The following is a 26,246-nucleotide window of genomic DNA, read 5'->3' on the forward strand; positions in this document are numbered from 1 at the left end:
GTTATGTTATACAAAAATTCACAACTGTAAATTTAACGGAAAACAGCGAATAGAAAGGAAGCTTATGGTATCATAGATTAGAATGGCAATATTCATGTAAAAGTATTCAGCATATATTCTGCATGAAATTGAAGGGAGAGGTAACCATTTTGAGTTGGGATTGGAACATGAATGGAAGGCTTAAAACGTTCACAGCCAAAGCCGCAGCAACAGCAATGGCAACTCTGCTGTTTACGACACATGCACCGGGTTTCATGGGGAGTGCGTCCGCTGCTCAAGCTGGAGCTGGTTCAGTGAATGAAGCAGTTTCGGGGGGAAATGAACAACTAGACGTAACAAGCAATGACGTGCCAGAGGGTGCGAAAATTTCATCCAGGCAAGCCGCTGATCATATATTTAAGCTGTTTCCGATATTAAAAAAAGCGACTATTACTTCTGCTAATTTTGATTCACCTAACTCTTATCCAGCACCGGATTATAAGGCTTGGGATATCGGATTTCAATTTGTACAAGGCAATCACTCCATGGGATTCAGTGCTAGTGTGCACGCAGGTACAGGGGAAGTACTTGGTGTACACTTGCCATCTGAATTGGTGGAGAACCAGCTATCGGCAGACGATGTTAAATTGACTAGGGAAGAAGCTGAAAAAACAGCTTTGGAACTGCTGCATAAAGCAATTCCTGAACTCCAGGAAGATCAGTATGTGCCACTTGGAGATCAGTTTTCACTAGTTGAGCAGCCAGCACTGTTTGGTCGCAATCAATATCAATTTGCTTATCATTTAAAACATGATGGAGTCGTGTCAGATGCCGAAACTGTCTACATAAGTGTGGATGAGAGAGGTCAGGCAACATCGTATTCGAGATCCACCATCTCGGCGAAGTATCCTTCCTCCAAGCCGAAGGTGTCGGAGGAGAAAGCCAGACAGATGTTTGAAGATGCATTTGATGTAGAGCTGGCATATATCTCTAAGGAATACTTGTCTTCCAGACAGCGTCAGCAATACGTTCTTGGTTATTTGCCAAAAGAAGACAGTATGGGCCCGATTAATGCCAACACATTAGAACGAATGGATGTGCTGACAGGGAAAGCTGTGGATAAGAGCAATCAGCAGCTAAATAAAAAAGTGACTGGTAATGTGCCAGCTTTTACTGCTGCCAACGGACAGCGCTTGAATGTGCAACAGGCAGTGGACCGGGTTGCAGCGAGCTTTGACATTCCTAAGGATTACAAACTTGAGCATAGTCAGTTAACCAAAAGTTACTATGGTAATATGAACAATCAGGTATGGAGTTTGAGCTGGAGCAACCGGAATGCGAACATGTCCTATATGTTCATGCGTGATATCTCGGCTCAGGTCGATGCGGTCACCGGACAGGTCTACAGCTATAACATGATGCACCGTGTTGGACCTGAGATGGGACAGAAAGAGCCTGCCCAGAAGGAAAAGAAGCCACTTACTTCGCAACAAGCGGAGAGTCTAGCAATGAATACGATCATTGCAACTGTCCCGCATGCCAAAGAAGAGTATCAATTGGCCAGAATGACGGAATTATCCGATGCCCGTACGTTTGTATTTCAGCGATATGTGAATGGGATTCGGGTACAGGGTGACACTGCGCAGGTGCAGGTCATGAATAACGGAACGATTAACGAATTCTATACACAATTGGCGGCAACTTCTGAACAATTTCCTGCAGAGATCAAACCTGTAATTAGTTACGAAGAAGCCAAAGAGCTGTATTTGAAAAAATATACGCTAATGTTGAACTACACCCGCTATGGTGGATTCGGTCTGGGTTCTAGCGAACCTCTACCAGTTGGTGTGAATTTGGCTTACGTGCCGGTAAGCGATATAAAATCCCTCTATAACATGGATGAATTGCTGGATGCCAATACAGGTCAATGGTTCTTCATGTATGGTGGGGCCCATGCGGAAGCTCAGGTCGAACCGACAGATATAGCGGGTCACATTGCGGAATCAGCCTTGCGTAACATGATCAAACATAGTGTATTAGTGCCCGATGAGCAGGGACGTGTATTCCCGGATCAGGTCATTACCCGTGGTGATTGGTTCAATTATGTGGCAAGAGCGCTTAATCCGAACATGGACATGTACTATAACAGTAATAACAATGAGAAACTTTTTGCTGACGTGACGGTAGATAGTCCCTATTACAAAGCAGTCAAAGTTCTGATGGATCAACGCTGGCTTGGTGGAGCTGATCCTGAGAAACAGCTAAAACTTGAAGAAGAAATGACACGCGAGGAATTGGCTGTACTGCTGATGCAGATTCTACGTTATGAGAAGCTGGCTGGATTCTATATGCAGCCATCTGACTTACCTAACATCGCAGATGCCAGTGCAATCCATAACAAGGGAGCCGTTTCCTTAAGTCTGAGGCTTGGTTTATTGCCTTCGATTGAGGGGAGATTCATGCCTGCACGCAAAGTAACCGTAGCTGAAGTATCCCAAGTACTTGAACGGCTGGCGAAGCTGCAAGGCAAAACGGACACGTTTTTGAGCGGCAGTCGTCTTTATTAATTCTGATCTACGGAGTAATCCTGGCGCAATTCATAACTTGCCATTGAAAGACATAGGATGAAGAGAAGCGGGAAACAAGATGACTGCAGATGCAGTCCAAAATCAAGGGGCCTTCCGTCGAAGGTCCCTATTTGGTTTGATATGCTCTCATATGAAAAATATAGAACAGGAGAGCGAGATTTTTTATGATACAATATTGCATGAGAATGTAGCAAAGAGAGGTGGTTTCCTTTCATGGCCAAGAAAGCTAAACGAGTAATTACGATATTGCTGGCAAGTTGCCTTGTAGTTGCATGGCTTCCGCGTACAATTGATTTGGATCAATTATATGCAGCCTCGGGTACATCAGAACTATCTACTGCAACGGACCTGCACCATACTTTGTTGAATGCGATGTCACAACGAACAGAAAAATTGATGTTTACTTACAAGGGCAATGTGAAAGGACTCAAAAAACAGCTACAGACCTCAATCGACGAAGCAATGAAAAGCGATCCCTATATTCAATATACGGTGAAGAGTTATGCTTTTAATTATAAAGGTTCGAATACAACCGCTGAGGTCCATGTCAACCTCTCGTACCGGGAGACGAAAGCTCAGACCGATTACGTAAATCGGAAAGTGGATCATGTGCTGAAAGAAATCATTAAACCCGGCATGACCAGCCATGAGAAGACTAAGGTTATTCATGATTGGATTGTGCTTAATCTCTCCTATGATACTTCCTTACAAAAGTACACGGCTTATGATGGACTGGCTACAGGTAGTACCGTATGCCAAGGATACTCATTGCTAGCTTACCGAATGTTAGAGCAGGTAGGGATTGAGAATCGAATTGTGGAAGGAAAAGCAGGAGGACAGCTGCATGCCTGGAATCTGGTGAAGCTGGATGGAAAGTGGTACCACATGGACACCACATGGGATGATCCAACGCCTGACCGCAAAGGTAAGGTAAGTCATAATTATTACTTGTTAAGTGACAAAGAGATGGCACGTGACCATGTCTGGACAGGCAAAAACAAGTATCCATCGGCAGCCGCACCTTACCGTGAAGCCCTACTTCAACTGATGAAGGCAGGAGGCAACAAGCAAGAGGTGTATCAGAAACTATATCATGCACTAGAGTACTCATTGTATGATGAAAAGGATGCGATCAAGGAACGGGCGGTGCTCAAAACTAAAGTTCAGAATATACTGAAAGAAGGCGGTAATTCGCTCACGTTCAGATATAAAGGGACGGAGAACCGTTTGATCGAAGATTTGCAGGATCTGTACCAGCTTGGAATGAAATCGATCTCTTATTTTGTTTCCAAGCTGGAAGGTACAACAGATCTGCGTGTCAAAATTAATTGGACCATGTAAGAGGAATATAATAAAAATATGTTTTTAATGTAAGGAGTGCTCTGGAAGAGGGTGCTCTTTTTTTATTTTGAGATGTTCATTTAACGTTACCTTCTATACGGCGAACAGAAAAACAAGAAAATCCCCTGTTCGATAAAGAGCTGGCTCTCTGCAAAACAGGGGATGAGGATCAGTATTAAGTTTTATTACTTGTTATCGCTTGATTCCATAGGGGAAAAGTCACATTCCTGCAACGGCACAACTTTGGTCTTTTTGATCCATTTGTAACCGAGCCACAGAATCAGGAACAACGGCACGCTCAGATAGGCCACAAGGACACCGTTCCAATCGATATGTTCGCCTGTAAATGCTTGATAGTTCTGTCCCAGAATGACGATGATACATAGGACAAAAGCAAAGATTGGTCCAAACGGGAACCACCGTGCACGGTAAGGGAGATCCCTTAGATCTCGTCCTTGTGCCACATAGGCCCGGCGGAAGCGATAATGGCTGATTGCAATTCCGAGCCACGTAATAAATCCGCACATACCGGATGCATTGAGCAACCAGGTATAGACGACACCGTCGCCGAAGAGAGAAGCCAAAAATGCCAGCATGCCAACCGCGGTTGTGATGAGCAATGCATTCATTGGGATACCACGTTTATTCAGCTTGCCAAGGAAACGGGGGGCTTTGCCATCCCGGGCAAGAGCATAAAGTACCCGGCTGGAAGCGTACATGCCCGAGTTGCCGGCAGAGAGCACAGAAGTCAGAATAACGGCATTCATCACAGAAGCCGCAATGGCGAGTCCTGCTTTTTCAAACACAAGCGTAAACGGACTGATTCCGATGTTTTCCAGATCACCCTTCAGCAGATTCGGATGTGTATAAGGAATAATCAAACTGATCACGATAATCGCCAAAATGTAAAAGATCAGAATGCGCCAGAAGACTTGGCGAATCGCACGAGGTACATTTTCGCGCGGGTTCTCGCTTTCACCGGCTGCAACCCCAATCAACTCCGTTCCTTGGAAGGAGAAACCGGCTGCCATAAACACACCGAGTACAGTGAAGAATCCTCCATGAAATGGCGCATCTCCAATGGTAAAGTTGCTAAAGCCGACAGCTTCACCACCCAAAATGCCAAAGATCATAAGCACGCCGACACACAGGAAAATGACGACAGTAGCTACTTTAATAATTGCAAACCAATACTCCGATTCCCCATATCCTTTGACAGACAGGATATTCAAGGCAAAGATCAAGACTAGGAACAATAAACTCCATAACATGGATGAGCTGTCTGGAAACCAGTATTTGATCAGAACGGTAGCAGCAGCGAGTTCAGCTGCAATTGTTACCGCCCAGTTGTACCAGAAGTTCCAGCCCATGGCGAAGCCCAGAGCGGGATCTACATAACGTGCGGCATACGTATTGAAAGAACCAGAATCTGGCATAAAGGTTGCAAGCTCACCCAAGCTGGTCATCAGGAAATAAACCATAATACCAACGGCCGCATAGGCAACTAAAGCACCACCAGGGCCAGCAGTTGAGATCGCGGTACCACTTGCCAAAAACAGCCCGGTTCCAATGGAACCACCCAGGGCAATCATGGTCATATGGCGTGCACGCAAACCTTTTTTCAGGGTAGGTTCAGTTGTTCTGGTTGTTGTTTGTGATTGGTTACTGCGGTGTTGCATGGAAACACTCCTTCATTTGTAATGCTGATGCAGGCTTTTAGCTCCATAAACGAAAATAGACCACTGGCCTGAGCCAGCGGTCTTTGATATTAATGTCCGCACCATGTCCCAGATGATTAAGATAGCTCAACACAAAAGAAGTCATACCTTTTTCGGAAAAAAAGATATACCTGCTTATGTGACAGTTCTGCACCTTTCGGCTGCAGCCCCAGCTCGCTAGACTATGAAGGAACATCCAGAGAGCTTCGGCGGGTACACCTTTCGGCTGATCTCAACAGCGGCTCCTAGCGCCTCCTTCAGCGTACTGATCGCACCCGCGACCTCTACCTCACCATACAATGGATGAGGTGTATCTATTGTTTATGAAATTAGAAATTACACTTAGCGTAACGAGTAGGCTATTAATCAAACAGACACAAGTATACCCCTCATCGTTTTAGAGTGCAATAACAAAAGTTGGGAGGGTGCTACGATAGAGCAACTACTCCTGATTTTTATTCCGTCCTGCCATCTGTTGCCATACCGTTCCAGCGGCCTGTTCACCAGACTCAATGCGTTCCAGTGCCATTTTAGCTTGCAAGCTTACTTCGAATTCAGGATCTTCAGCAGCTAGGCGCAGCGCTTGCTCAGCTTCCTCGGTCCCGACTTCATACAGAAAGCGGGCAGCACGCCAACGTACGAGTTTGCTTTTGTCGGTTAACGCTTCGATCATGGCCGGTGTCGCTGCGGGGTCACCGATGTCGGATAACGTATCCCCGGCAGTACGCCGCACTGCAGGAGAACTGTCCTGAAGTGCTTCGTATAACAGCTCCATTGCTTCAGCTGTACGGATATCGCCCAGATATACAACAGCCAAGCGGCGAATTTGCATTTTGCTATCACGCAACGCTTGTGCGATCAACGGCAGCCTTTCCTCTGTCGGTTCCATACCATCCAATGCAGCATAACGAACATTCCAGTCGTCGCTGCGAAGTGCAGCTTCAAGTTCAGCTCCATCCAGCTCACGACGACGTTCAACGAATTCTTCTGTATTGGTACCATGAGCGATAGCCTGCTGGATGACTTGCTCCAATCGTTCAGGAGGATAGGCTGCTTCCAGTTCTTGCTCGACTTCACGCGCAATATCCGGTAACTCACCGTATCTTACTCCGTAATCAGTCAACTTCCGTTCTTTGATCAGCGTTGCACTGGCCACTTCGGTAACTGCTTTGACGAAACGGTCTGATAACGAGATCCGTTCTTCTTTGTTTCCAGCTTTGACTCGAATCTGCATCGGTACGCCGCGGAAGAATTGAACAAAAACTTGCGCCTCACCAAAATGTTCACCTGAAGCATCTTCTGATTCAATCCAGTCCAGCTGAATGCCTTCCTGACCTAGACGATTCTGTACTTCACCAAGAATGAAGGACCAGTCCGCATTTCCCTTACGATCCAGAGCAACAAAATCGGTCGTGTGAAATACACTTTTTACGCCTGGGATGTGAAGCATTTGACGAATAAACGCAGGGGCTGAACGCTCGTTGTCCAGTGTGTAAGTTCTGCGAATCCCGTCTTCCAGTCGTTCATCGAGATGGAGCATCATCGTATTTGGACTTGGTGTCGGTTCAATGGAAACTATATTCATGGATGTAACCTCCTATATTACCAAATGGATACGTTATGTCCCGTAAATTAAATCATGCGGGGATATATCTATTTTACATGAATTTAGGGAAACTGCGAAATGACATGACCTTAAATAACAGTCTCTCACATGGATGTGAAGAAATACGAAGATTATTAACAGTTCTTTCATTTTCAGAAACGAACATTTTTAAATGAAACCTGACACAATAGAAGAGAAGAAGCTAATGGAGGTTATACCTATGGAACCTGTCGCTGTACTAACGGATGGAGAGCGTCGTGTCAACTATGAGAAAATCAATCGATTATTTGAGGATTGGATTGCTTCTGCGCCATCAGATTCAGTTAAGGGAACAGGCAGAGGAAGAGGGGATTGGGAAGATTCCCGCTTTTGTATAGTGGATTACAGGAACGCCGAGCAGGCTATATCGGCAGCGAGTGCTATTCGTGCGTTTGTGCCGGACGTTCCCGTAGTAGTTATTACCGATTTTCAGTCATTGATCCGCAAACGTCACCTGCAACAGATTCCCGGTACAGGTCCTGTAAGATTGGTGCTCTGGAATGAGCAAGACCCCGATCAATTACTTCGTAGCCTTGAGCGGTGGCTGCTCACCTATGGGTACGAGACACCCTTAGCTATATTTCCCGTTCTACACATGAAGTAGAGCCTAAGAAGCAATGCTTGCAACCGTTGCTATGTATGCAAATCCCTGATTAACGGTCGATCTAGGCCATATATTTATAGCCTGTGCCCCATACCGTTTTGATATAACGGGGATTTTTGGGGTCAGGCTCAATTTTTTTACGCAAACTGGAAATATGTACGTCAATGGTTCGATCGAGATAAGCACGTTCCGATCCTTTGATCCGGTCCATCAGTTCATTGCGCGTAAAAACTTTACCTGGGTTACGATATAACTCCTTCATAATTTCAAACTCAATGTGGGTTACTTCAATTTCAATTCCGTTTACAAACAATGTTCTGCGATATTCGTTTACATTAATTTGTCCCGTAACCATTTCGGGCTCTTCCTCTTTTGCAGACTTGTCCTGGTATGTAATGGTAGACCGGCGAAGTAACGCTTTAATTCTAGCATCCAGTTCTTTCAAGCTGAATGGCTTGCAGAGAAAATCATCCGCTCCATTTCGCAATGCTCGCAACCTGTCATTCAGCATCGTGCTTGCAGAGATCATTAGTATAGGTACAGTTGAATTTTGACGAACAGCGTCGACAAGATCGTTTCCATCCATCTCTGGAAGCATGAGATCCGTTACGACAATGTCAGGTTGAAACTCCGAAAATAGATGAAGTGCCTCACGCGCATGATGAGCTCGCTCCGTTATGTATCCTTCCTCCTCTAGGAAAAAGGCGATCATATCCGCCAAATTTTTCTCATCTTCGATAAGAAGTACTTTAATAGACATAGCTCAACACTCCTGGTGAAAAGTAATTTGTTAAGAAAGTACAAAATGAATACAAGAAACCGATGTCAATTTTCGATGTTCAAAGTTTCTATTCACATTAAAGGAAAAATATGGATTTAATAAAAGACATTACTATTCTATTCAGTATAACAGATGCATTCTTCTTTCTCGATTCATAAAAATTTCCATATTGTTGCCTAGGTCTTATGCCTAGGCAACAATATGTTTAATCTATTTTTCTATAATAGCATATTGATACGTATTATACGTATAAGAAGTCACTGAAATCATCTTTTATATTCATAATTCATAGCCTCTGAGCGTGTCGAATGATGGGAAATTATGAAGGGAGTACAATCATTTTTATACTAAATTCATACATACAAACAAACATTCTTAAATATTAATTGGGAAAATAGAACTATATCATTTTGTTTGGAGGCGTGACCATGGACCCTGTTTTCGTTCTGACCGATAATGGAAGAAACATTAAGTTCAAAGAATTAATTCATTTCTATGATGTGAAATTAGGCGACACTTCCTTCCATACAGAAGGTCATCCGTTCGAAGAGATACGTTGTTGCGTAGTCGATTACATAGATCCAGAAGACGTGGTAGCAGCGGCTAATGCTATACGGGCTGTTGATCCTCATCTGCCTCTGTTGATTATTACAGATGTGCATTCAAGTTTACAGGACCAGCACATGATACAAATAAATGGGGTTGGAAGAATTCGTCTTTTACATTGGAATGCAAACTATCCCGATAAATTAATTACAGATATCCAAAGTTTGTTACATCCTGAGTATCCTACGAAAAGCACACATATCGCATTTGTATTGTCAGTTTACAATGAAGAGGAACGATTTGCACACGTCGAGAGCTTTTGCCGCAAGTTACAAGACTATATCTGTACACACGTTATCGAAGGATCTCTATATCTGATTGATGATGGTAGCGGAGACCGAACTTTAGAGTTGATCCAAACGTTGGAGAAAGATACGACGCTGTCCATTAACCGAATAAACCGTGATGTTAGTCCGTTACTGAATGCCAAAGAATTAGGTAGAAACACAAGAAAAGCAGGTACATACCTAGAGGGAATGAAGGAAGTTGAAGCAGATTATTTCGTTTTTGTGGACGCAGATGACTCGTTTTTTATTGAAGATATCGCTCGTATGATCAACATTGTACGACTGGGTTACTACGACATGATTACTGGAACCAAAGATACTTCAGCAGAAAACCGTCCTTGGATTCGTGTCGGACTAAGTTTTTGTAAGAGATTAATTTCTAGGCCTTTCTTACCAGAGGGCGTTATTGATTCACAGACAGGATTGAAGGTTCTAAGTGCAGTTGCAGTCAGAAGATTATTTCCGCATTTGAAGGAGAATCTTGGACTGGCTGTAGATCTTGAAATGATGTTTCTTGCAAAAAGATTGAAATTAAGAGTGCTTCAACTGCAAGTTGCATGTATTGACCGGGAAGGATCTCATATTCATATCTGGAAGGATTCCCTCCGCTTCCTCAGATCCATCGCAGACATATGGCGTTTAGATCGGCGAATCCGATGAATGGTACAAAAGCGAGATATCGCTGGCACGGACTCGTTTTCCCTTTTTTTAATGTAATGTTAAACGGATTTAATTTTTTATTCCACATTTTAGCTGGTCGCTACTTATCTTCCGAGCAATATGGGCAGGTAAATGCTTTACTGGCTTTGTTTGCATTGTTGTCAGTCGTCGGTCTATCCATTCAGCTCGTTATTGCAAAACGTTCCTATCCGAAAACGGATGAAGCTGTTCTTCCTGCACCTAGGATAATATCCCTTTTTGCACTATCGATTAGTATATTGCTCCTCATATTTCTCTCTTTAACAAATCCAATTTTCGGCACAAGTGTGTTGGCTAATCTTTGGTTAGTTATGATCGTAGGATTTCACATTATAACTAGCTATCACAGAGGAATTATGCAGGGACAGGGTTATTTACTGAAGTTGAATGTGAGCTTTTATACAGAGGTTGGAGGGAAGTTACTTTTTGTCTTTCTCTTTGTTTTATGTACAAAAGAAGGTCTGAATGTGGAACGGCTGATGTTCACTGTGATGATGGGTATGCTTTTTTCGGCTATACATGGTTATTGGACAAGCAAAGCTGGCGCGGGATTACAATCCCGCAGAGATCCAGGCTCCAAAATCTCTTGGAAGCAGGTAGGCAAAGATCTGGGACAGTCATTTGTACTGAACTGTTGTGTTTTATTTTTTTTGTCAGTGGACATGTTGATTGTCCATCATTATTTGCCTGAGCAATCAGGAGAGTATGCAGTAGCATTAAAATATGGTCAACTGATCTATTTTGCGGGGTTCAGTATCATTACAGCCCTTGTTCCACGAATCAATACAATTCGATCTGAGAATGAACATCACGTGAAGAAAACAAACAGGAAGTTAACCACGATGATCACCGGATTTACACTTTGCATTTTTTCGGGACTGATGGTGTATATCCTTTTCAACTCATGGTGGTTACCGCAAACGATTCCTTTACTGTTTGGTCCGGATTATTCCAGTGCTTCTACGATCTTGGTACCCGTAGGAACGGTATATGCGATCTTCTCCGTAGTCGTGTTCTTGGCTTATCTTCATATGCTCTCGGGAAACGCCCGTCTTATGGTATGGCTCATTGCAGGGGCGATATCCATCGTCATTGCTTTTATATTTAATCATGGTAATTTAACGCAAATCCTGATAAGCGAAATCATGGTATATAGCTTGTTAGGCGCAGGCTTATTCGTGGATTGGCTGTTCTACAAGAAGACAATCAACGTGGCCAAGCCAATAAATTAGGATTCAAAGGAGAGAAGCATGTGAAAGCAAACATCCAATTATCCGATCAGGTCGTATTATTGTTGTCCTGGCGGGACATCCTTGCTCCTCGCAGAGGCGGGGCAGAAGTGTTTACACATGAAATGCTCAAGCGGTCAACTTCGAAGCAGTTTCAATATGTCCATTTTTCTCCGATGTACCCGGGGGCTAAGCCAGCTGAGATGATTGACGGTGTGCTTTATTTAAGAGCAGGGAACATGTGGAGTGTTATTCTGCATGCAGCCCGATTCTATCGGAAACACCGAGCGAAAATAAAATATGTTGTTAATCAGTGCAATACGCATCAGTTTTTTACACGGTTCTGGGTACCACGGGCCAAAAGATTGTTTTTCATTCACCAGACGACCCGAGAGATATGGTTTCAGAACATGGGCTTACTTAAAGGGTTACCTGGGTATGTGATGGAACCGGCCTTGCTCCGCCTAGCCAAGCATGATCGTACAATTACAGTCTCTGCTTCGACTCGAAACGCTTTAATTGGACACGGCTTTCATCCGGATCGCATAGATATAATTCCCGAGGGCATCGAATTTGAACATTGGCCGCATGAACATTGGCTGCCCAAGCAAGCAGATCCGACCTTTTTGTACATTGGACGTTTTGTGAAGTATAAAGGGATTGATTATGTTGTTGAAGCCTTTGGCAAGTTGAAAAAAAAATACCCTGCAGCGACATTATGGATTGCTGGTAAGACCAACGAACAATACCTTAAAGAGGAACTGCAACCCATTATGGAGCGTTACGGGTTAAGTTTCATGAGAGGAACTGAAAAGGACGATATAAAGACGTCCAACAAACAAGCGGATGTCATTTTTCATGGCTTTGTCTCGGAGGAACGTAAGCTGGAGTTAATGAGCCGGGCACACATGCATGTTTTCCCGTCACAAAGAGAGGGATGGGGGTTGACCATTACGGAAGCAGCCGCCGTGGGAACTCCTAGCCTGGTAAGTAACTCTCCCGGGTTGGTGGATGCAGTGGATTATGGACGTAGCGGATATATGGTTGCTCACGGGGATGTAGATGCACTATGCACACAAATGATGAGTGTAATCGAAAGACCCGAGGAATATGAGAGAATTCGTAATTGTGCCTACGAGTATGCGAAGCAATTCCATTTTGATTATACAGGCCAGGCATTTGGAGAGTGGTTGGAACGGATGAGCCTGCCATCCTGAACTAAGGCAAAAATCATATATGAATTTAGAGAGGGGATTCACATGGGACCCAAAGTATCCATTGTATTTTCAACGTATAACAATTCCGAGTGCATCGAAAAGTGTCTGGAGAGTTGTCTAAAACAATCCTATGAAAATGTCGATATTATTATAGCTGATGATGGGTCCACAGACGATACAACCTTACGGATTCATAGATTAGCCTTGAATGCCCGAAAACGTATAAGGGTTTTGCATCTGCCTCATGGAGAACGTGGAATTGCAAGAGTAACCGCTATACAAGAAGCCGTGCAGGAAGGTGCAGAATATCTACTGATCATTGATTCCGATATGATTCTTGAGGAAGGCATGATTGATCATTTGATGGAAGCCGTGAAGAATACGGAAGTTGGCGCGTACGTTATTCCGGAAGAAGCCTTCACCAATTACCGAAACTTCTTTTCAAAAGTTAAAGTTTTTGAACGAAATATTATTAATAATGCTGGTGAGGATGTAGGCAAACGTTCAATTGAAGCGGCGAGATTTTGGAAAATGTCGGCATACTTATCCACAGGCGGATTCAATGCGGGACAGATATCATTTGAAGAAATCCAGCCCACACTGCGTTATCTGGAACAAGGAGGGAAGATCAAACGCGCTGTTTGTACCCGACTGTATCATGATGAGAAAAAGGTGTTATTAAGAGAGCTTTTAGCTAAGAAAGCCTATTACTTCACTGCTATGGATCGGACCTTATCCTCCGAAAGTGGAGGATTTTGGAAGGCTCTCGAACGCTGGTACTTCTTCCGTCCGGTTCTTTACCGGAAGGATAATATCAAGCGGTATGTGAGACACCCGTTGTTATTTTGCGGAATGATGTTTATGTATGGATGCCTTAGTTTACTTGGGGTTTACGGAATTATTAAGGGACGAATCACCCGTTCAACCCGCATCGTGCAAACGGAGAAAATAAAATGATGTACCAAAAGTATTCAAACGAACCAGGGTGTAACGTTCATGCTCTGTGACATCTCTATTGCTAGGTGGAATATGCAGATGATGATTGGCTAGGTACAGTCCTTCCCATGCGTCGTCTTGAAGTACGACACCTATAGGGTAAGCTTCGGACAGAGCAGGATCTGCTGCTATAATTTCACCCTTCTCGTCGAGCAAAAGATAGTTTCCATCATTATGTTTAAGAAGCGTGATTAGGAATTGTTGCAACAGTGTAGCCGAATGTTTCTCAGATATTTGCTTTTGACGATTCCGGTGAGACTGATTCAGTGCATTCTGGATGACAGTGGTGAATTGTTCTGTGTATTCGAGAGGTTTGGTCATAAAGGCAAAGATTCCAACTTCGTTGATCGCTGTTAACATGGAGGAAGTGTGTAAATGCCCGGATAAAATAATACGTACCACGGCAGGATATACACGTTTTAGCGAACGTAAAAAAGCGATTCCATCCATATCGGGCATTAGAATATCAGAGATGACAACATCGATCTCATGATTTTCTAAAATCTCAAAAGCTTCTTTCGGATTAAGTGCGGTAACGACATTCACTTGCTCTGTTTCCAGCCAACGCTTGAGGATCGTTAATACCATCTTGTTGTCGTCTACACATAAAATAGTTCTGGTTGTCATTGTTAATTGCAGCTCCAATCTAAAGAGAAGGAATGAACTTCTGTATATGAATGATACCAACATTATTGCTTTTTTGAAAGACAAGAAGTTGGGCGAAATGTTGAAGCTAAGTTTTGAGCGTATGAATTCTGCTGAAAGGTCTCTTAAAGCGAGAGGCATGAGATTGTTCTACGGTGTGCCAGAGAAAAAGTGGGGCAAGTTATCGATGAAGATTACAGATCGGCTCGAACACATAGACGGAACATATGATTTGTATATCATCGATAGCCGAGGGTTTGATGTTGTAGAACTGGAGAGGCTGTATTTTGACCATCATAGTCGAATCTTACTTCTTCATGAGGCTCAAGAAGAAGCACAATCCGTATATGAGTTTTTCGAAAGGAAAGTTACTCGTTTATTGTGTCTGAGATTACCTCTGATCGAGTTTGAATTAGAGTGTGCTGCCAAACAAATGATCGACTAATCTGACCAGGGAGAGGAGGGAGCTTCGTTGGTTAACAAACTAAATATACTGATTAAATCCGTTCTCCCTTTAGTACTTATCGTATTGCTTTTAACTATTTTCTACATCGGTGTAATTCAATATATGAACTATACCTATCGTGAACAGGCCATTCAAAGCCATAAAAAAGAACTGGAGCAAGCCGTCTCGGTAATCCGTAACCGTTTGGATTCTCAATATGAGCTGTGGCAGCAAACTTTAATCTATCTTGCCAAAACGGGGTTAACCAAAACATCGAATGGAACGCTCAAAGCTGATCCGGAAATGGCTGAACTTTTACCTGACACTTGGGCTGTATTGAACAAAAAAGGGCAGACGATTGCTTCGAATAAAAATCATATATCCGTCCCTGCCAATCTGTTGAATATAGCTCCTGATCAGACTTATCAATGGACTGAGTTTTATGCGGATGATGATGTACCGAGGCAATATTTAATTAGTCCCATCCCAACAGAATCTGCGAAAGATATGGTTGCGGTTCTTGAGATCGGACCGGATCAATTATCGGAAACTATAGGTTCGGATTTGCCATATCATATATCACTTTACAACTACGAATATAAAGTCGTGGCCTCCGATTTAAAAGGTGAGATCGGGCACCCGGTAATCAATGAAATTACTAAAAAAATGCTCGATGGTGATACTGGAACGGCGCATGCTGACGGAAAAATGACAGCTTACGGATTTAGTGATACCAAGGGAGGCGCGTTATATGTATCGGCATGGTTAGCTGAATCAGATGTTTTAAGACAGGCTAATCGGTTAAAAATGTGGAGTTTACTCTCCATTGTACCGGTCATTTTTGTCTTCGCGCTGTTAGCCGCATGGTATCGCAAGATGATCATCGCTCGTGAGACACATCATCAGCGCTCCAGAGATGTCCAGCATCAAGCTAGCTTGTTAAAGCGACAGGATGAGCTGCATGTGCCGTTCCTGCAAGAAATCAATGAGGGTATTGAAAGTATGAGTGACCGCTTGCAAGCTTTAACAGGCGGAGAGGATATCAAACTGTTAGGTTTTTACCGAGATATAGCTGATGAATGGGCTCAGGAGGAAGGTCTCCTTATGAATCCCGAGCGAGCAGAAAAAAAAGCTTTTTTTGATGAACTTAACGAGATGTTCATCCAGAATCGATTGGAACAGGAAAAGGAAATTGATGTGGTTCAGCATCAATTAAGAACGATGGGAATGAAAGTGACTTCGCATCTGCAGACAGGTATGAACAGTGAACTGGTCGATATTAATATTCTGATTCAGGATACCATTACATGGGCTAGAGCTCATATGGATCTATCCGATGTCGAAGTGTATTTTGTAGCTGAACATATTCCTGCCGTACTTCTGCATCCAATGATGTTCCGAAAGGTTATTGTTGGACTGCTGGAGAACGCAGTAAAAGCGATGAGAAAACAGAATAAGGCTCAAGAATCAGCGGGATCGAGCAGAAAAACAATTCGTTCCGGCAGAGCTTTAACTATGAAGATTCAAATTTATACGCGTCTTGAACCGCAAGGAATCAGCGTTGAGATGGAAGATGAAGGTGGCGGCCTAGATGACAAGAAGCGGTATCAATACTTTCAGGAGAATTATTCTCAAAGCACACAGGAGCATGGTCTCAGCTTGTTCCATATGGACCAATATCTTAAAAGCATTAATGGTAAATTAAAGCTTCGAAATACTGATGTGGGATTGAAGGCAACTGTTCGAGTGCCTCGATAATGGGAGTTGGTGCACATTGAATGGACAACCATCTCTTCATTGCGTGGAGGGAGAAATATGAAACAACGGATATATGCCTATCGATATGATGCAGTGTCCATTCTGTTTATGGTCATCGTCATTGGCATTTTTTTGGCCCCTATATATACGGACGGACATATTGTGTTCAGTGATCTTGCATTTGGATGGAGTTCGGAACGTTATCTAGAAGAAATTGTCGGTGTATGGAATGAACGGTGGTCTACATCCACGCTATTTAATGCACCACGATTACTCTATATTCTTCCTTTCTATATCCTATCAACTTGGTTTGATCATAGTGGAGCAGTACTGATTAAGTCCTTTATTACTTCGCTGCTACTCGTATCTGGATTGTCCATGTACCTGTTTACGAAAAGATTGGTTAGTGTGTATTATTCCAAGAATTTTACGTTCCAGCGGATTATGGCACTGACGACAGGTTCGTTATTTTACGCCATTAACCCATGGGTAATTTTTCGGATTCAACACATTTATCTATTGTGTGGATATAGTCTGTTCCCGTTAGTATTAATGTTTTTCTTTAATGCATTTGATCCTAAATTCCAAACGCAACGTATTCCCAACTATCAGATCTCCAAAGTGTATCGAAAAAATGTGATTGATCTGTTTCTATTAGCTCTGGTATTCACGGTGAGTGCAGCTGCAATCCATTATTTCTTTTTTGGAGCCATGTACCTAGCGATGTTCGCTTTTCTGCTTTTGATTAAAGTGACATGGGAGTATCGTAGAGAGGGCTGGAACGTTCTAAGGGGAATCTACCGAAGCTGGATTTTAAAAGGTCTCGTGTTTGGTCTGTTTTTCGGTATGCTTAGCTTCTATTGGTTGTCTCTGTATGGTGGGAGCATATTAATGGGAGCTCAGGCGTCTCAGCATAACATCAACGTGGTGGATACCTTGTCATTATTTAGCCAGAACAGCACGCTGTTAAATGTGCTATTGATGGTTAGCTATTGGTGGCCGATGTTCCCTTTGAGCCAATTGCCCCTCAGTTTTTATATATTTGGCGGCATTATACTCATTATCATGTTAATCGGTATCGTTATGCGATCCAAGGGGAGAACCTTAATTCTTATATTCGGAGGTATTGCGCTGATTCTCATTCTGGCCTCTACGGGAACGACGATCTCTTGGCTAGCTAACTTCTTTGTCATCGTGGTTACGAAGACTCCGATTATAGGTGCAATGTTTCGGGATCCGAATAAAATCGTAGGACTGCTTGCTCTGAATTTTGCCATCCTGCTCACATTTGGTGTGATACAAATTCAAGAATGGATCAGAGCAAAAAAGTTCGGCCGACCGTTAAAGTTTGCTGTAGTTATTGCCGTAACGGCATGTTTGTGGATCTACATCTCACCAGTACGCCATGAATTCATCGAGGGGTATTACAAACCCGTACAGGTTCCTAAAGAGTACCGTGAAATTAACAATGAATTGTCCAAAGTAAATAATTATGCGAGTAAAGCTCTGTATATTCCGGTCGCTGATCAGATGATCCAGAACTATAACGGGGTAGCAACGCCTGTATGGAATGTGGGAGACACGGCGATGGAGAAAGCTACGGGTGATGTCCATGTGTATTCTTCTTCTCAGAACACGTTATTTCACCATGAAGGGAACGCACCAAGCATCAGCTATTATATGAATTTTCTGCAGTACCTGTTGGATCAAGGACTTAGCTCTAAATTAGGAACGTTGTATGTTCCTTTTGGAATCAGTCAATTGGTGTATCATAACGAGTACTCTGGTCAGAGAGAACGCCAACAGTTTAACGAGCAGATCTTGGATTTCCAGGAAGGACTCAAACGAACGTATAAAAACTCTATTTTTTCCATGTACCATCTGGCTGATCCACTCCCATACATGTCTATTGTCTCCAACAAAATTATTACACCTTACGGGTATAGTCGTGCAGAAAGTTACAGTCACCAACCAGGATTTGATTTTAATCGATTTGGTCTACTATACAGTGCCCTGGATCCCTCGGTGAAAACGGTGCAAACTGCCAACAAGGGTGACTATATTGAATCTTCAAGTATGAAGGATCTGTGGCTGAGCCAACTCCCGGATTCATTTTACCTCAGACCCTTTGATGTCATTGAGGATGGAAATGCTTTTCTGAAATGGTCTAAATCCTATGTGTCCAATGCGGACTGGATGTGGTTTCTCTCATCTCAAGGAATCCGTAACTTTCCTTTTGATATGGAGATGGGGACGGGAGTAGCAGTTACATTTGCTAGTAACAAGCTGGATGTTTTGCCTTATCAGATGAATCAGATCGAGGGTAAGGTTGTGGCGGATTTTGATTCGTTGCTCAAAATGGAAAAGTTTTTTCAAGCAGATAATCCGGGCATGTTTGATGTGCAAGCTCACCCGGCCGCTGCTTCCAATAATATTCCTTTACTACAGGGCGAGATTATTAAGGGTGACCCGGATAATATATGGCAAGTGGCCAAATCAGGATTACTAGATGCCAAGGAAAACAACCCGTATCGATTTTCTATCGTCGCATCCGGTAGGGGCACGAATAAAATGCATGTCAAAGTGCGCTTCTATGATGAGAAAATGCAAGAATTGGGCATCAGCTATGTGGTTGCTCCCACAGAGGAATACAATTTTGATAAAGTTAACTTTTTTGGTGAATATGTCTCTCCTCCGGGAAGTGCCCACATGCGTATAGACTTGTTAAGTCAGCAACGTCCCGAGCAAAAAACATACTGGTGGATTCATGATATTTTTCTCCAAGACTTGGAGGCTTACAAGAAACCGAATACCTTTACAATGGTCAAGAAAATGGACAAAGATACGCTGGCCCATGTCTATATCAGAGTACTTAAAAGTCAGGCTGGCGGCGAGATTGAGATCGAGATGCCGGACAAGACGACTACATCAGTTCAAACACGAAGCCAGCTGATCAATCAATTTGAATGGGTCGACTTGGGGCCTCACATTTTTCCTGCTGGCGCATCAAGCGTGACGGTGACGAACAAGGATGGCTTCAATGCTATTAACATGTTTGCCGTTATACCTGAGAATCTTGTGGACACATCGATGTTTCCTATTAAACAGGCAATCAAACGAGCAAAAACATTTATGATCCTCGAGGCTGAGAATGATTTCGAAGGGAAGCCGGAGATACAATCTACAAGAACGTATCCTGAATTAAGTATGGGAAGAGGGCTCAGATATCTGGATGGAGAGCTCAGCAAAAAAATAGAAATAGTAAAGTCAGGGCAGTATGACTTGTCATTGCTGGCGGACATCCCGAAGTCAACGGATGGAGAAATAACGGTGCGTTTAGAGCATCTGCAGACCGGTCAGGTTATAGAGCGGAAATTACATTCTAAAGATATACCGGTTGAAGAGAAAATAAGTTCCGAACAAAAAGTTATTATTACCGATCCCTATCGTGAGGGGTTTAACAAAAGAATTACATCATCTGACACCGTCCTGCAGGGTTATGGACGAGCGAAAGTGAATTCAATTGCTCTTGAGTCCGGAGAATACAATCTGAGCGTTGCATTGCACAGCCAGGTTGCTTCCATGGTGGAAGTGCACGATTTTCATCCAATGCGTGGCGATGAGTATAACCTGGAGCAGGGGACAGAAGAACAGCAAGTGTCTGTAGAACAGCCATCTTCCACCTGTGCTTTTAGTGGTCTCAGCTTGGGGGAAACAACATCCGTGGTATCCCAGGGAGGTTTGGATATTAAGTACGGTAAAACTTACTCCTGCGAGTGGTATACCTATACCTCCAATCCGATTCCGGTGACTGGGGAAGAAGAGTACGTCATCTCTTTTCTTGCCAAGTCCGATGATATTCATGATCGGCATATTAAAGTGGCCTTTATGGATCGTTCCAGAAACTTGATACAGACCACCTATGTTGATGAAGTCGAAGAAAAAGATAAATTCAAATGGAATAAATATGAGCAACTCATCACGGCCCCTCAGCAGGCAACAAGCATGCAGATTCAGATCCTCGCAAGAGGTGACGGAGCCAAGGATGGATGGTTCAGAATGAAAGATCTCAACGTCATTCCTTACAATCAGTTAGTGTTACTGGATCAAGTTATGCTAGCAGAGCACACGGATACTTTCGATTTTTTTTACGCAAGTGCAACAGAAGCCAAGTTAAATTATCAGCGTACCGGATCAATGAGCCGTGAATTTTCACTGGTTAATCCTCAAAGGGAGCGGCTGCTGATCAATGAGATCGAGTCTCCAAACCCGTTGTGGGAATTTACATTGGACACAGATAAGATCCGCGCCAGGCTAGCTGTTAATGGAGTTACCTCCGGGTTTATAACGACAGGTTCCGGAGAAGGACAGATTGTTGTGATTTTAGAAAAAATGTATCGGGTCGGTATTGCTCTTCTGTTGTTAGGTACACTGGTTGGCGTGCTGTGTATCCTGCCATGGAGATGGAGGAAGAAGAAGAGCTATAAAACATACTTGTAGCCTGTGCCCCATACCGTTTTAATATGTCGTGGATTTCTTGGGTCAGGCTCTATTTTTTTTCGTAAACTTGAAATATGTACGTCGATGGTGCGGTCTAAATAAGCACGCTCGGGACCTTTAATTTTGTCCATCAGTTCATTTCGAGTGAACACTTTTTCAGGATTACGATGAAATTGTTTCATAATCTCAAATTCGATGTGAGTCACCTCAATCTCACACTCCTCAATGAAGAGGCTTCTTCTATACTCATTTACATGGACACGACCTGGGGCTACTTGACCTTCTTTGGGGATGTTTCTTTTGATGGAATAGGTAATTGAAGATCGTCTAAGTAATGCTCTGATCCGTACATCCAATTCTTTCAGACTAAAGGGTTTGCATATAAAGTCATCTGCCCCATTTTTCAAAGCCCGTAATCGATCATGGAGTAATGTACTGGCAGAGATCATGATAATCGGAATACTTGAATGCTGTCTCAGCGTTTGAATCAGCTCATGTCCATCGATCTCCGGCATCATCAGATCCGTAATTACGATGTCGGGGTCAAATTGGGTAAAGGCTTGTAAAGCCTCGCGTGCATGATGAACGCGTCCTGTTTGGTAACCTTCTTCTTCTAGGAAAAAGGCAATCATATCTGCTAGGTTTGTTTCGTCTTCAATTAGTAACACCTTAATTTTCATCAGGAACTCACCTCAACTATGCATATGTTAAAAAAATACGAAGAAAATATATCGTTTTGCAAAAAAATGATGTAAGAAGTTTAATGATTCTATCCCAGAATATAGAATGAGGAACAATGTCTAAAATCGTCGTATAATACATGGTGAAGGAAGGGCATTCTTATGCGTCTTATATTATTATCGGGTGGAGCAGGTAAACGTTTATGGCCTTTATCGAATAATAATCGACCCAAGCAATTTTTGCCTGTGCTTCAGCATGGCGATTTAAGAGAAAGCATGCTGCAGAGAGTATGGCGCCAACTGGAAGAAGCGGGGTTGGCTCAACATGCTATTTTCTCATCCAGTGGCAGTCAAAAAGAATTAATTCTTAGCCAAATCTCTACTGATATTGAAATTGTTGAAGAGCCTGAAAGAAGAGACACCTTTCCTGCGATTGCACTAGCTGCAGCACATTTGTATTCACAAGGTGTAGATAAAAATGAAATCATTACGGTTATGCCAGTTGACGGTTACGCAGATCATTCGTTTATAGAACACATTCCACGTCTTGCTACGGTTTTGGAGGATACAGGTTGTGATATTGCTTTAATTGGCGTGAAACCCAACCAGCCATCTGAAAAATATGGATATATTGTCCCTGGGAAAAATTCAGCAAGTGATCACTCATACCATGAGGTAGAATGCTTCACTGAGAAACCGGATTTGATGGAGGCGGCACAGTTAATAGAGAAGGGAGCTCTCTGGAACTGCGGCGTATTCGCCTTTCATTTAGGTTATATCATTGAGATTCTTCGGAAAAAGGGACTGCCTTACCACTATCAGCAATTACGAGATATGTACAGCACACTGCCAAAATCAAGTTTTGATATTGAGGTCGTAGAAAAGACCGATAAAAGAGCCGTTATTACATATAACGGAACGTGGAAAGACTTGGGGACCTGGGACACATTAACGGAAGAAATGGCCTCTAATATAATTGGGAAAGGTCATTTATGTAAAAACTCTACAGATTCCCATATTATTAATGAGCTTGATCTGCCAGTTAGTGTGTGGAAGGTACCTAATATTATTGTTGTATCAGGCCCCGATGGAATTCTAGTCACTGACCGGAATGAGGCTACAGGTATTAAACATATGGTTCAGCAAGTCGAGATTCCACCTAGATACGATGAAAGATTATGGGGCAAGCAGACGATACTTATGCATAAAGTAGATCCAGAAGGAATTGAAACATTGACCAAACGTGTCATTATCTCTGCTGGGAGAAATATCAGTTATCAGGAGCATCATTTGCGCAAAGAGGTATGGACGATTGTTTCCGGTTCGGGAGAAGTTTGTCTTGACGGTAAGTTCTCACCAATTCATGCTGGAGACACCATTATTGTAGAGATCGGAGTGAGACATGCGATAAGGGCATTAAAGACAGATTTGGAACTTATTGAGGTACAGGTAGGAAAGGAGATTGGCGAGATGGATACGATAAGATTCACACATGATTGGGATTTAGCGCCATCAATCCAGTGAAGAGATGACCAGAATCAAATCACTTGAGTTGTATATTGTGGATAAATTAAAAATACCTTGGCTCGGCACGCTAGTTCTCATACTCCTAGGTATTATGGGAAGTGTATTTCCTATAAACCTTTTTTACGGGGTTGATCTGTTTTTGGGGTCTTTGGCTTCATTTATTGCGCTTCGTTTGTTCGGTTGTCGGTATGGGATCAGCTCCATTGTAATCATTATTTTGGTCTACATACTATACACCGGCGATTGGGTCCAGAACCGAGATATGACCATTGTTATTTTGGAGATTGCTTGGGTAGGGTTCCTCCAACAGAAGAAAAAAAATATAAGTATACTCAAAGCGGACACGTATTTCTGGTTGATTATGATTGTTCCGGCTTTTGGATTAGGGTATTGGTTGTATGAAAAAGATGTTGTGAATATCCAGTATCTTTATCTCAGCTTTAGTGTCAATGGCATGATTAATGCACTTATAGCTGGAATTATCGTTGATTTTTGGATTACCAAATATCCGAAAAAGGGACAGGGGAAAGCAACGATCCCATTATCCAGAATTGCGTCCAAGTATGTTGTTGCTTTTGTTGTTGTAGTGTCCTTGCTGTTGATCACGGCAGATAGTCGCAGACAAATGAATCAGATCAAATCTTCTATACTGGCTCATCTTAATCGTGCTGCGTACGGAATCATGCAAGATATAGAACGAGGGACTCTGAACAAAGATAACCTGCAGAGCATGACGAAGCTTCTTTATGAATTTTACAAAGTGAATACAATTGTTATCGATGAGGATAAAAGGGTCATTTTATCTGGAGTAAATCAGTTTATCCAGGGAGAAAAAATCGATCTGGATGCTTACCACGAGGTTGAAATTGATGGGATAAGTTTGTATCAGAAGAAATTTGACAAGTTCGAAAGAGATACATTGAAAAAATGGAAAAACAATTCATATATATATGAGATAGGAATGCTTGAAGGGTCTCCGTATCACATGGCTATCGAAATGGATTCCACGCAGTACTATAGCAGTATACAAAAAGTGTATGTAGTAGCTCTTCAATCTCTATATCTCATTATCATTATATCTCTTGCTGTGGCTGCTCCATTGAGCAAAAAAGTAGTAAGTCCTATGAAAGCTCTTACTCGATTGACGGGTTCGTTACCTCGGATTTTGTTCCGTGAGCGAAAAATAAATTGGCCTTCCAGTCATGTAACTGAGGTTCAGATTTTAATTAATAATCTGAGGAAGATGGCTGATGTTCTTGTTGAACAGTTTGAACAAATTCATCAAGACAAAATAACGCTTGGAGATCGCGTGAATCAGAGAACGGCCGAGTTGCAAAATAGTGAAGAAATCAAGAAGGCCATCATTGATTCTTCGATTGATCCCATCATCTCCGTAGAATCCAGCGGTATTATTATTGAATTTAATCCGGCTGCAGAACAATTATTTGGATGGCAGCGAGAGGAAGTCGTAGGTGTAGTTCAAGCGCCAACCCTATTTAAGGGTGCTAGCTGTCAAGACATTAAGAAGATGCTGGAAGAGTACGGCTACGTCCGACGGCAACGATTCGTAGTACTAACCGATGAAATTTCGGGGCTTCATCGGGATGGGTCCACTTTTCCGATCGAATATAAAATTGTCGAAATTCAAGTGGGTAATAAAGAATCCATCTATAACCTGTTTATCCGAGATATGACTGAAAAGACGATTGCGGAAGAAGAGAAAGTGAGGCATGCCCTTGCTCTGATGGACTTAAATGGTGAATTGGTTAAAGGGAAAAGCGCCATTGAAGAACAGCGGGATATTAGGCAACACTTTATTGAATCCGTAAGAGAAGGTCTCATTATGTGTGATCCATCGGGATTAATCACGATTGTCAATTACCAGATTGAAGCCATGTTCGGATTAGGACATTATCGAGGAAGATCCATTCTGGAGTTTGCGAATGCTATTGATCAGTCTTCAAAGGACTTGAATCTCACCGAGAAAGTAAATTCCTTCTTGTCCAGAGATCTCTCATTTATTGAAACGGAGTTCACCTATGGGACAGACAGCACAGAGGGAAATGTATTCTCGCTCTATATTAAGCATGTAGAAAGTCCGCATAAATCTATAAATTACGGATTTTTACTCGTGTTTAGAGATCGGACGGAAGAAGAAAGACTGAATCGGATGAAAAATGAACTAATCAGCGTTGTCTCTCATGAAATACGGACACCGATTGCTGCCATTATGGGACATGTCGAGTTGATGCTGCTTTATGACATCCCTTTGGAAAAACGTAATCAATTTATGCAAACGATATCTGCAGAAGGCACACGTTTGACAGAGTTATTGGATGATTTTCTGGATATTCAGCGTTTGGAAGATGACCGGATGACGTACCATATGACCTATGTTCCATTGCTTGAAATCGTTGAGGGTGTCGCAAAACAGTGGGATCTGAAAGCGAAACAACGCATTTATGTGCATGCGCTTAATGGTGATTTCTTTGCTTATGCCGACCGTAATCGAATGATTCAGGTGCTCCATAACATCGTAGGAAACGCTGTAAAGTACTCACCAGATGCCGATCGCATCGACATTACGGTGTGGGAAGACGAAGAGATTCTTTGTGTGGATGTCCGAGATTATGGCATAGGTATTGCTGAGAATGTACAAAGCAATCTATTTAAAAAGTTTTATAGAGTGGATAATTCGGACCAACGACAAATTGGTGGAACAGGCTTGGGGCTGTATATTTCCAGGAAGATTGTCGAGGATCACGGGGGGACCTTAACGTTTCACTCCGTATCTAAAAAAGGCAGTACATTCACCATCCGTTTACCCAAGCACACTGAACTTATATAACATATTGCTTCGTTGATGATGTTAAGGGGGGGTGCCTATTTAGCAGATCAATTTGTTGTAAACTGTTGTTCCCGGCCAGACAACATCTGAGATTGAATAAGTGATAGCCGAGCACAGGCTGTTATTGCGTGAGGAAGGTGAGGTATATTTTTA

Annotated in this window: 17 protein-coding genes and 1 riboswitch; of the genes, 12 read left to right on the top strand and 5 right to left on the bottom strand. The window is 42.7% G+C overall.

What is annotated here, in order from left to right:
- Positions 1 to 167 precede the first annotated feature (167 nt).
- Together PQG66_RS21535 and PQG66_RS21540 are read left to right on the top strand one after the other, a co-directional pair.
- Entirely contained in the window at positions 168 to 2,546 is a 2,379-nt protein-coding gene (locus PQG66_RS21535; protein ID WP_272039874.1) for a YcdB/YcdC domain-containing protein, read from the top strand.
- A 234-nt stretch (positions 2,547 to 2,780) separates the two neighbouring features.
- Entirely contained in the window at positions 2,781 to 3,908 is a 1,128-nt protein-coding gene (locus tag PQG66_RS21540) for a transglutaminase domain-containing protein (protein WP_272039875.1), read from the top strand.
- Between the two features lie 185 nt (positions 3,909 to 4,093).
- On the opposite strand, the gene PQG66_RS21545 is transcribed toward PQG66_RS21540, so the two are convergent.
- Both PQG66_RS21545 and PQG66_RS21550 read right to left on the bottom strand, forming a co-directional pair.
- Positions 4,094 to 5,587 (bottom strand): amino acid permease, encoded by a 1,494-nt coding sequence (locus PQG66_RS21545; RefSeq protein ID WP_272039876.1) that lies wholly within the window; start codon positions 5,585 to 5,587, stop codon positions 4,094 to 4,096.
- 114 nt (positions 5,588 to 5,701) lie between these two features.
- A riboswitch (Lysine riboswitch) is annotated at positions 5,702 to 5,921 on the bottom strand.
- Positions 5,922 to 6,068: 147 nt separating this feature from the next.
- Positions 6,069 to 7,211: a virulence factor gene (locus PQG66_RS21550; RefSeq protein WP_272039877.1), complete on the bottom strand. Its 1,143-nt coding sequence runs from the start codon at positions 7,209 to 7,211 to the stop codon at positions 6,069 to 6,071.
- 241 nt (positions 7,212 to 7,452) lie between these two features.
- Here PQG66_RS21550 and PQG66_RS21555 point away from each other — a divergent pair, with 241 nt between their 5' ends.
- Positions 7,453 to 7,875, top strand: a complete 423-nt coding sequence (locus tag PQG66_RS21555; RefSeq protein WP_272039878.1) for a hypothetical protein — start codon at positions 7,453 to 7,455, stop codon at positions 7,873 to 7,875.
- A 61-nt stretch (positions 7,876 to 7,936) separates the two neighbouring features.
- On the opposite strand, the gene PQG66_RS21560 is transcribed toward PQG66_RS21555, so the two are convergent.
- Positions 7,937 to 8,635 (bottom strand): response regulator transcription factor, encoded by a 699-nt coding sequence (locus PQG66_RS21560; RefSeq protein WP_272039879.1) that lies wholly within the window; start codon positions 8,633 to 8,635, stop codon positions 7,937 to 7,939.
- Positions 8,636 to 9,084: 449 nt separating this feature from the next.
- On the opposite strand from PQG66_RS21560, the gene PQG66_RS21565 reads away from it, so the two are divergent.
- From PQG66_RS21565 to PQG66_RS21580, 4 genes are read left to right on the top strand one after another with little or no spacing between them, the layout of a single operon-like run.
- Positions 9,085 to 10,209, top strand: coding sequence for a glycosyltransferase family 2 protein (locus tag PQG66_RS21565; protein WP_272039880.1), 1,125 nt, complete (start codon positions 9,085 to 9,087; stop codon positions 10,207 to 10,209).
- A complete protein-coding gene (locus PQG66_RS21570; protein ID WP_272039881.1) occupies positions 10,182 to 11,480 on the top strand; it encodes a lipopolysaccharide biosynthesis protein in 1,299 nt (432 codons plus the stop codon). The genes PQG66_RS21565 and PQG66_RS21570 overlap by 28 nt, the downstream gene beginning before the upstream one ends.
- A 20-nt stretch (positions 11,481 to 11,500) precedes the next feature.
- The gene (locus PQG66_RS21575) at positions 11,501 to 12,694 is read left to right on the top strand and encodes a glycosyltransferase family 4 protein (protein WP_272039882.1); all 1,194 of its coding nucleotides are present in this window, start codon (positions 11,501 to 11,503) and stop codon (positions 12,692 to 12,694) included.
- A gap of 42 nt (positions 12,695 to 12,736) precedes the next feature.
- Positions 12,737 to 13,651 carry a glycosyltransferase family 2 protein gene (locus PQG66_RS21580; protein ID WP_272039883.1) on the top strand — a complete coding sequence of 305 codons (915 nt, stop codon included), beginning with the start codon at positions 12,737 to 12,739 and terminating at the stop codon, positions 13,649 to 13,651.
- Here the strand turns inward: PQG66_RS21580 and PQG66_RS21585 are convergent.
- The gene (locus PQG66_RS21585) at positions 13,616 to 14,317 is read right to left on the bottom strand and encodes a response regulator (RefSeq protein ID WP_272039884.1); all 702 of its coding nucleotides are present in this window, start codon (positions 14,315 to 14,317) and stop codon (positions 13,616 to 13,618) included. The two genes, PQG66_RS21580 and PQG66_RS21585, sit on opposite strands and share 36 nt — an antisense overlap.
- A 46-nt stretch (positions 14,318 to 14,363) precedes the next feature.
- On the opposite strand from PQG66_RS21585, the gene PQG66_RS21590 reads away from it, so the two are divergent.
- From PQG66_RS21590 to PQG66_RS21600, 3 genes are read left to right on the top strand one after another with little or no spacing between them, the layout of a single operon-like run.
- The gene (locus PQG66_RS21590; protein ID WP_272039885.1) at positions 14,364 to 14,780 is read left to right on the top strand and encodes a hypothetical protein; all 417 of its coding nucleotides are present in this window, start codon (positions 14,364 to 14,366) and stop codon (positions 14,778 to 14,780) included.
- A 27-nt stretch (positions 14,781 to 14,807) separates the two neighbouring features.
- Positions 14,808 to 16,538 (top strand): ATP-binding protein, encoded by a 1,731-nt coding sequence (locus PQG66_RS21595; protein WP_272039886.1) that lies wholly within the window; start codon positions 14,808 to 14,810, stop codon positions 16,536 to 16,538.
- A gap of 57 nt (positions 16,539 to 16,595) precedes the next feature.
- Entirely contained in the window at positions 16,596 to 21,038 is a 4,443-nt protein-coding gene (locus PQG66_RS21600) for a hypothetical protein (protein WP_272039888.1), read from the top strand.
- On the opposite strand, the gene PQG66_RS21605 is transcribed toward PQG66_RS21600, so the two are convergent.
- On the bottom strand, positions 21,020 to 21,718 hold the full coding sequence (locus PQG66_RS21605) for a response regulator transcription factor (protein WP_272039889.1): 699 nt from the start codon (positions 21,716 to 21,718) through the stop codon (positions 21,020 to 21,022). The two genes, PQG66_RS21600 and PQG66_RS21605, sit on opposite strands and share 19 nt — an antisense overlap.
- A 162-nt stretch (positions 21,719 to 21,880) precedes the next feature.
- On the opposite strand from PQG66_RS21605, the gene PQG66_RS21610 reads away from it, so the two are divergent.
- Together PQG66_RS21610 and PQG66_RS21615 are read left to right on the top strand one after the other, a co-directional pair.
- Positions 21,881 to 23,242: a sugar phosphate nucleotidyltransferase gene (locus PQG66_RS21610; protein ID WP_272039890.1), complete on the top strand. Its 1,362-nt coding sequence runs from the start codon at positions 21,881 to 21,883 to the stop codon at positions 23,240 to 23,242.
- Positions 23,243 to 23,246: 4 nt separating this feature from the next.
- Entirely contained in the window at positions 23,247 to 26,093 is a 2,847-nt protein-coding gene (locus tag PQG66_RS21615; protein WP_272039892.1) for a PAS domain-containing sensor histidine kinase, read from the top strand.
- Positions 26,094 to 26,246: the final 153 nt, after the last annotated feature.

Source organism: Paenibacillus sp. JJ-100, assembly GCF_948329825.1.
Classification (GTDB): Bacteria; Bacillota; Bacilli; order Paenibacillales; family Paenibacillaceae; genus Paenibacillus.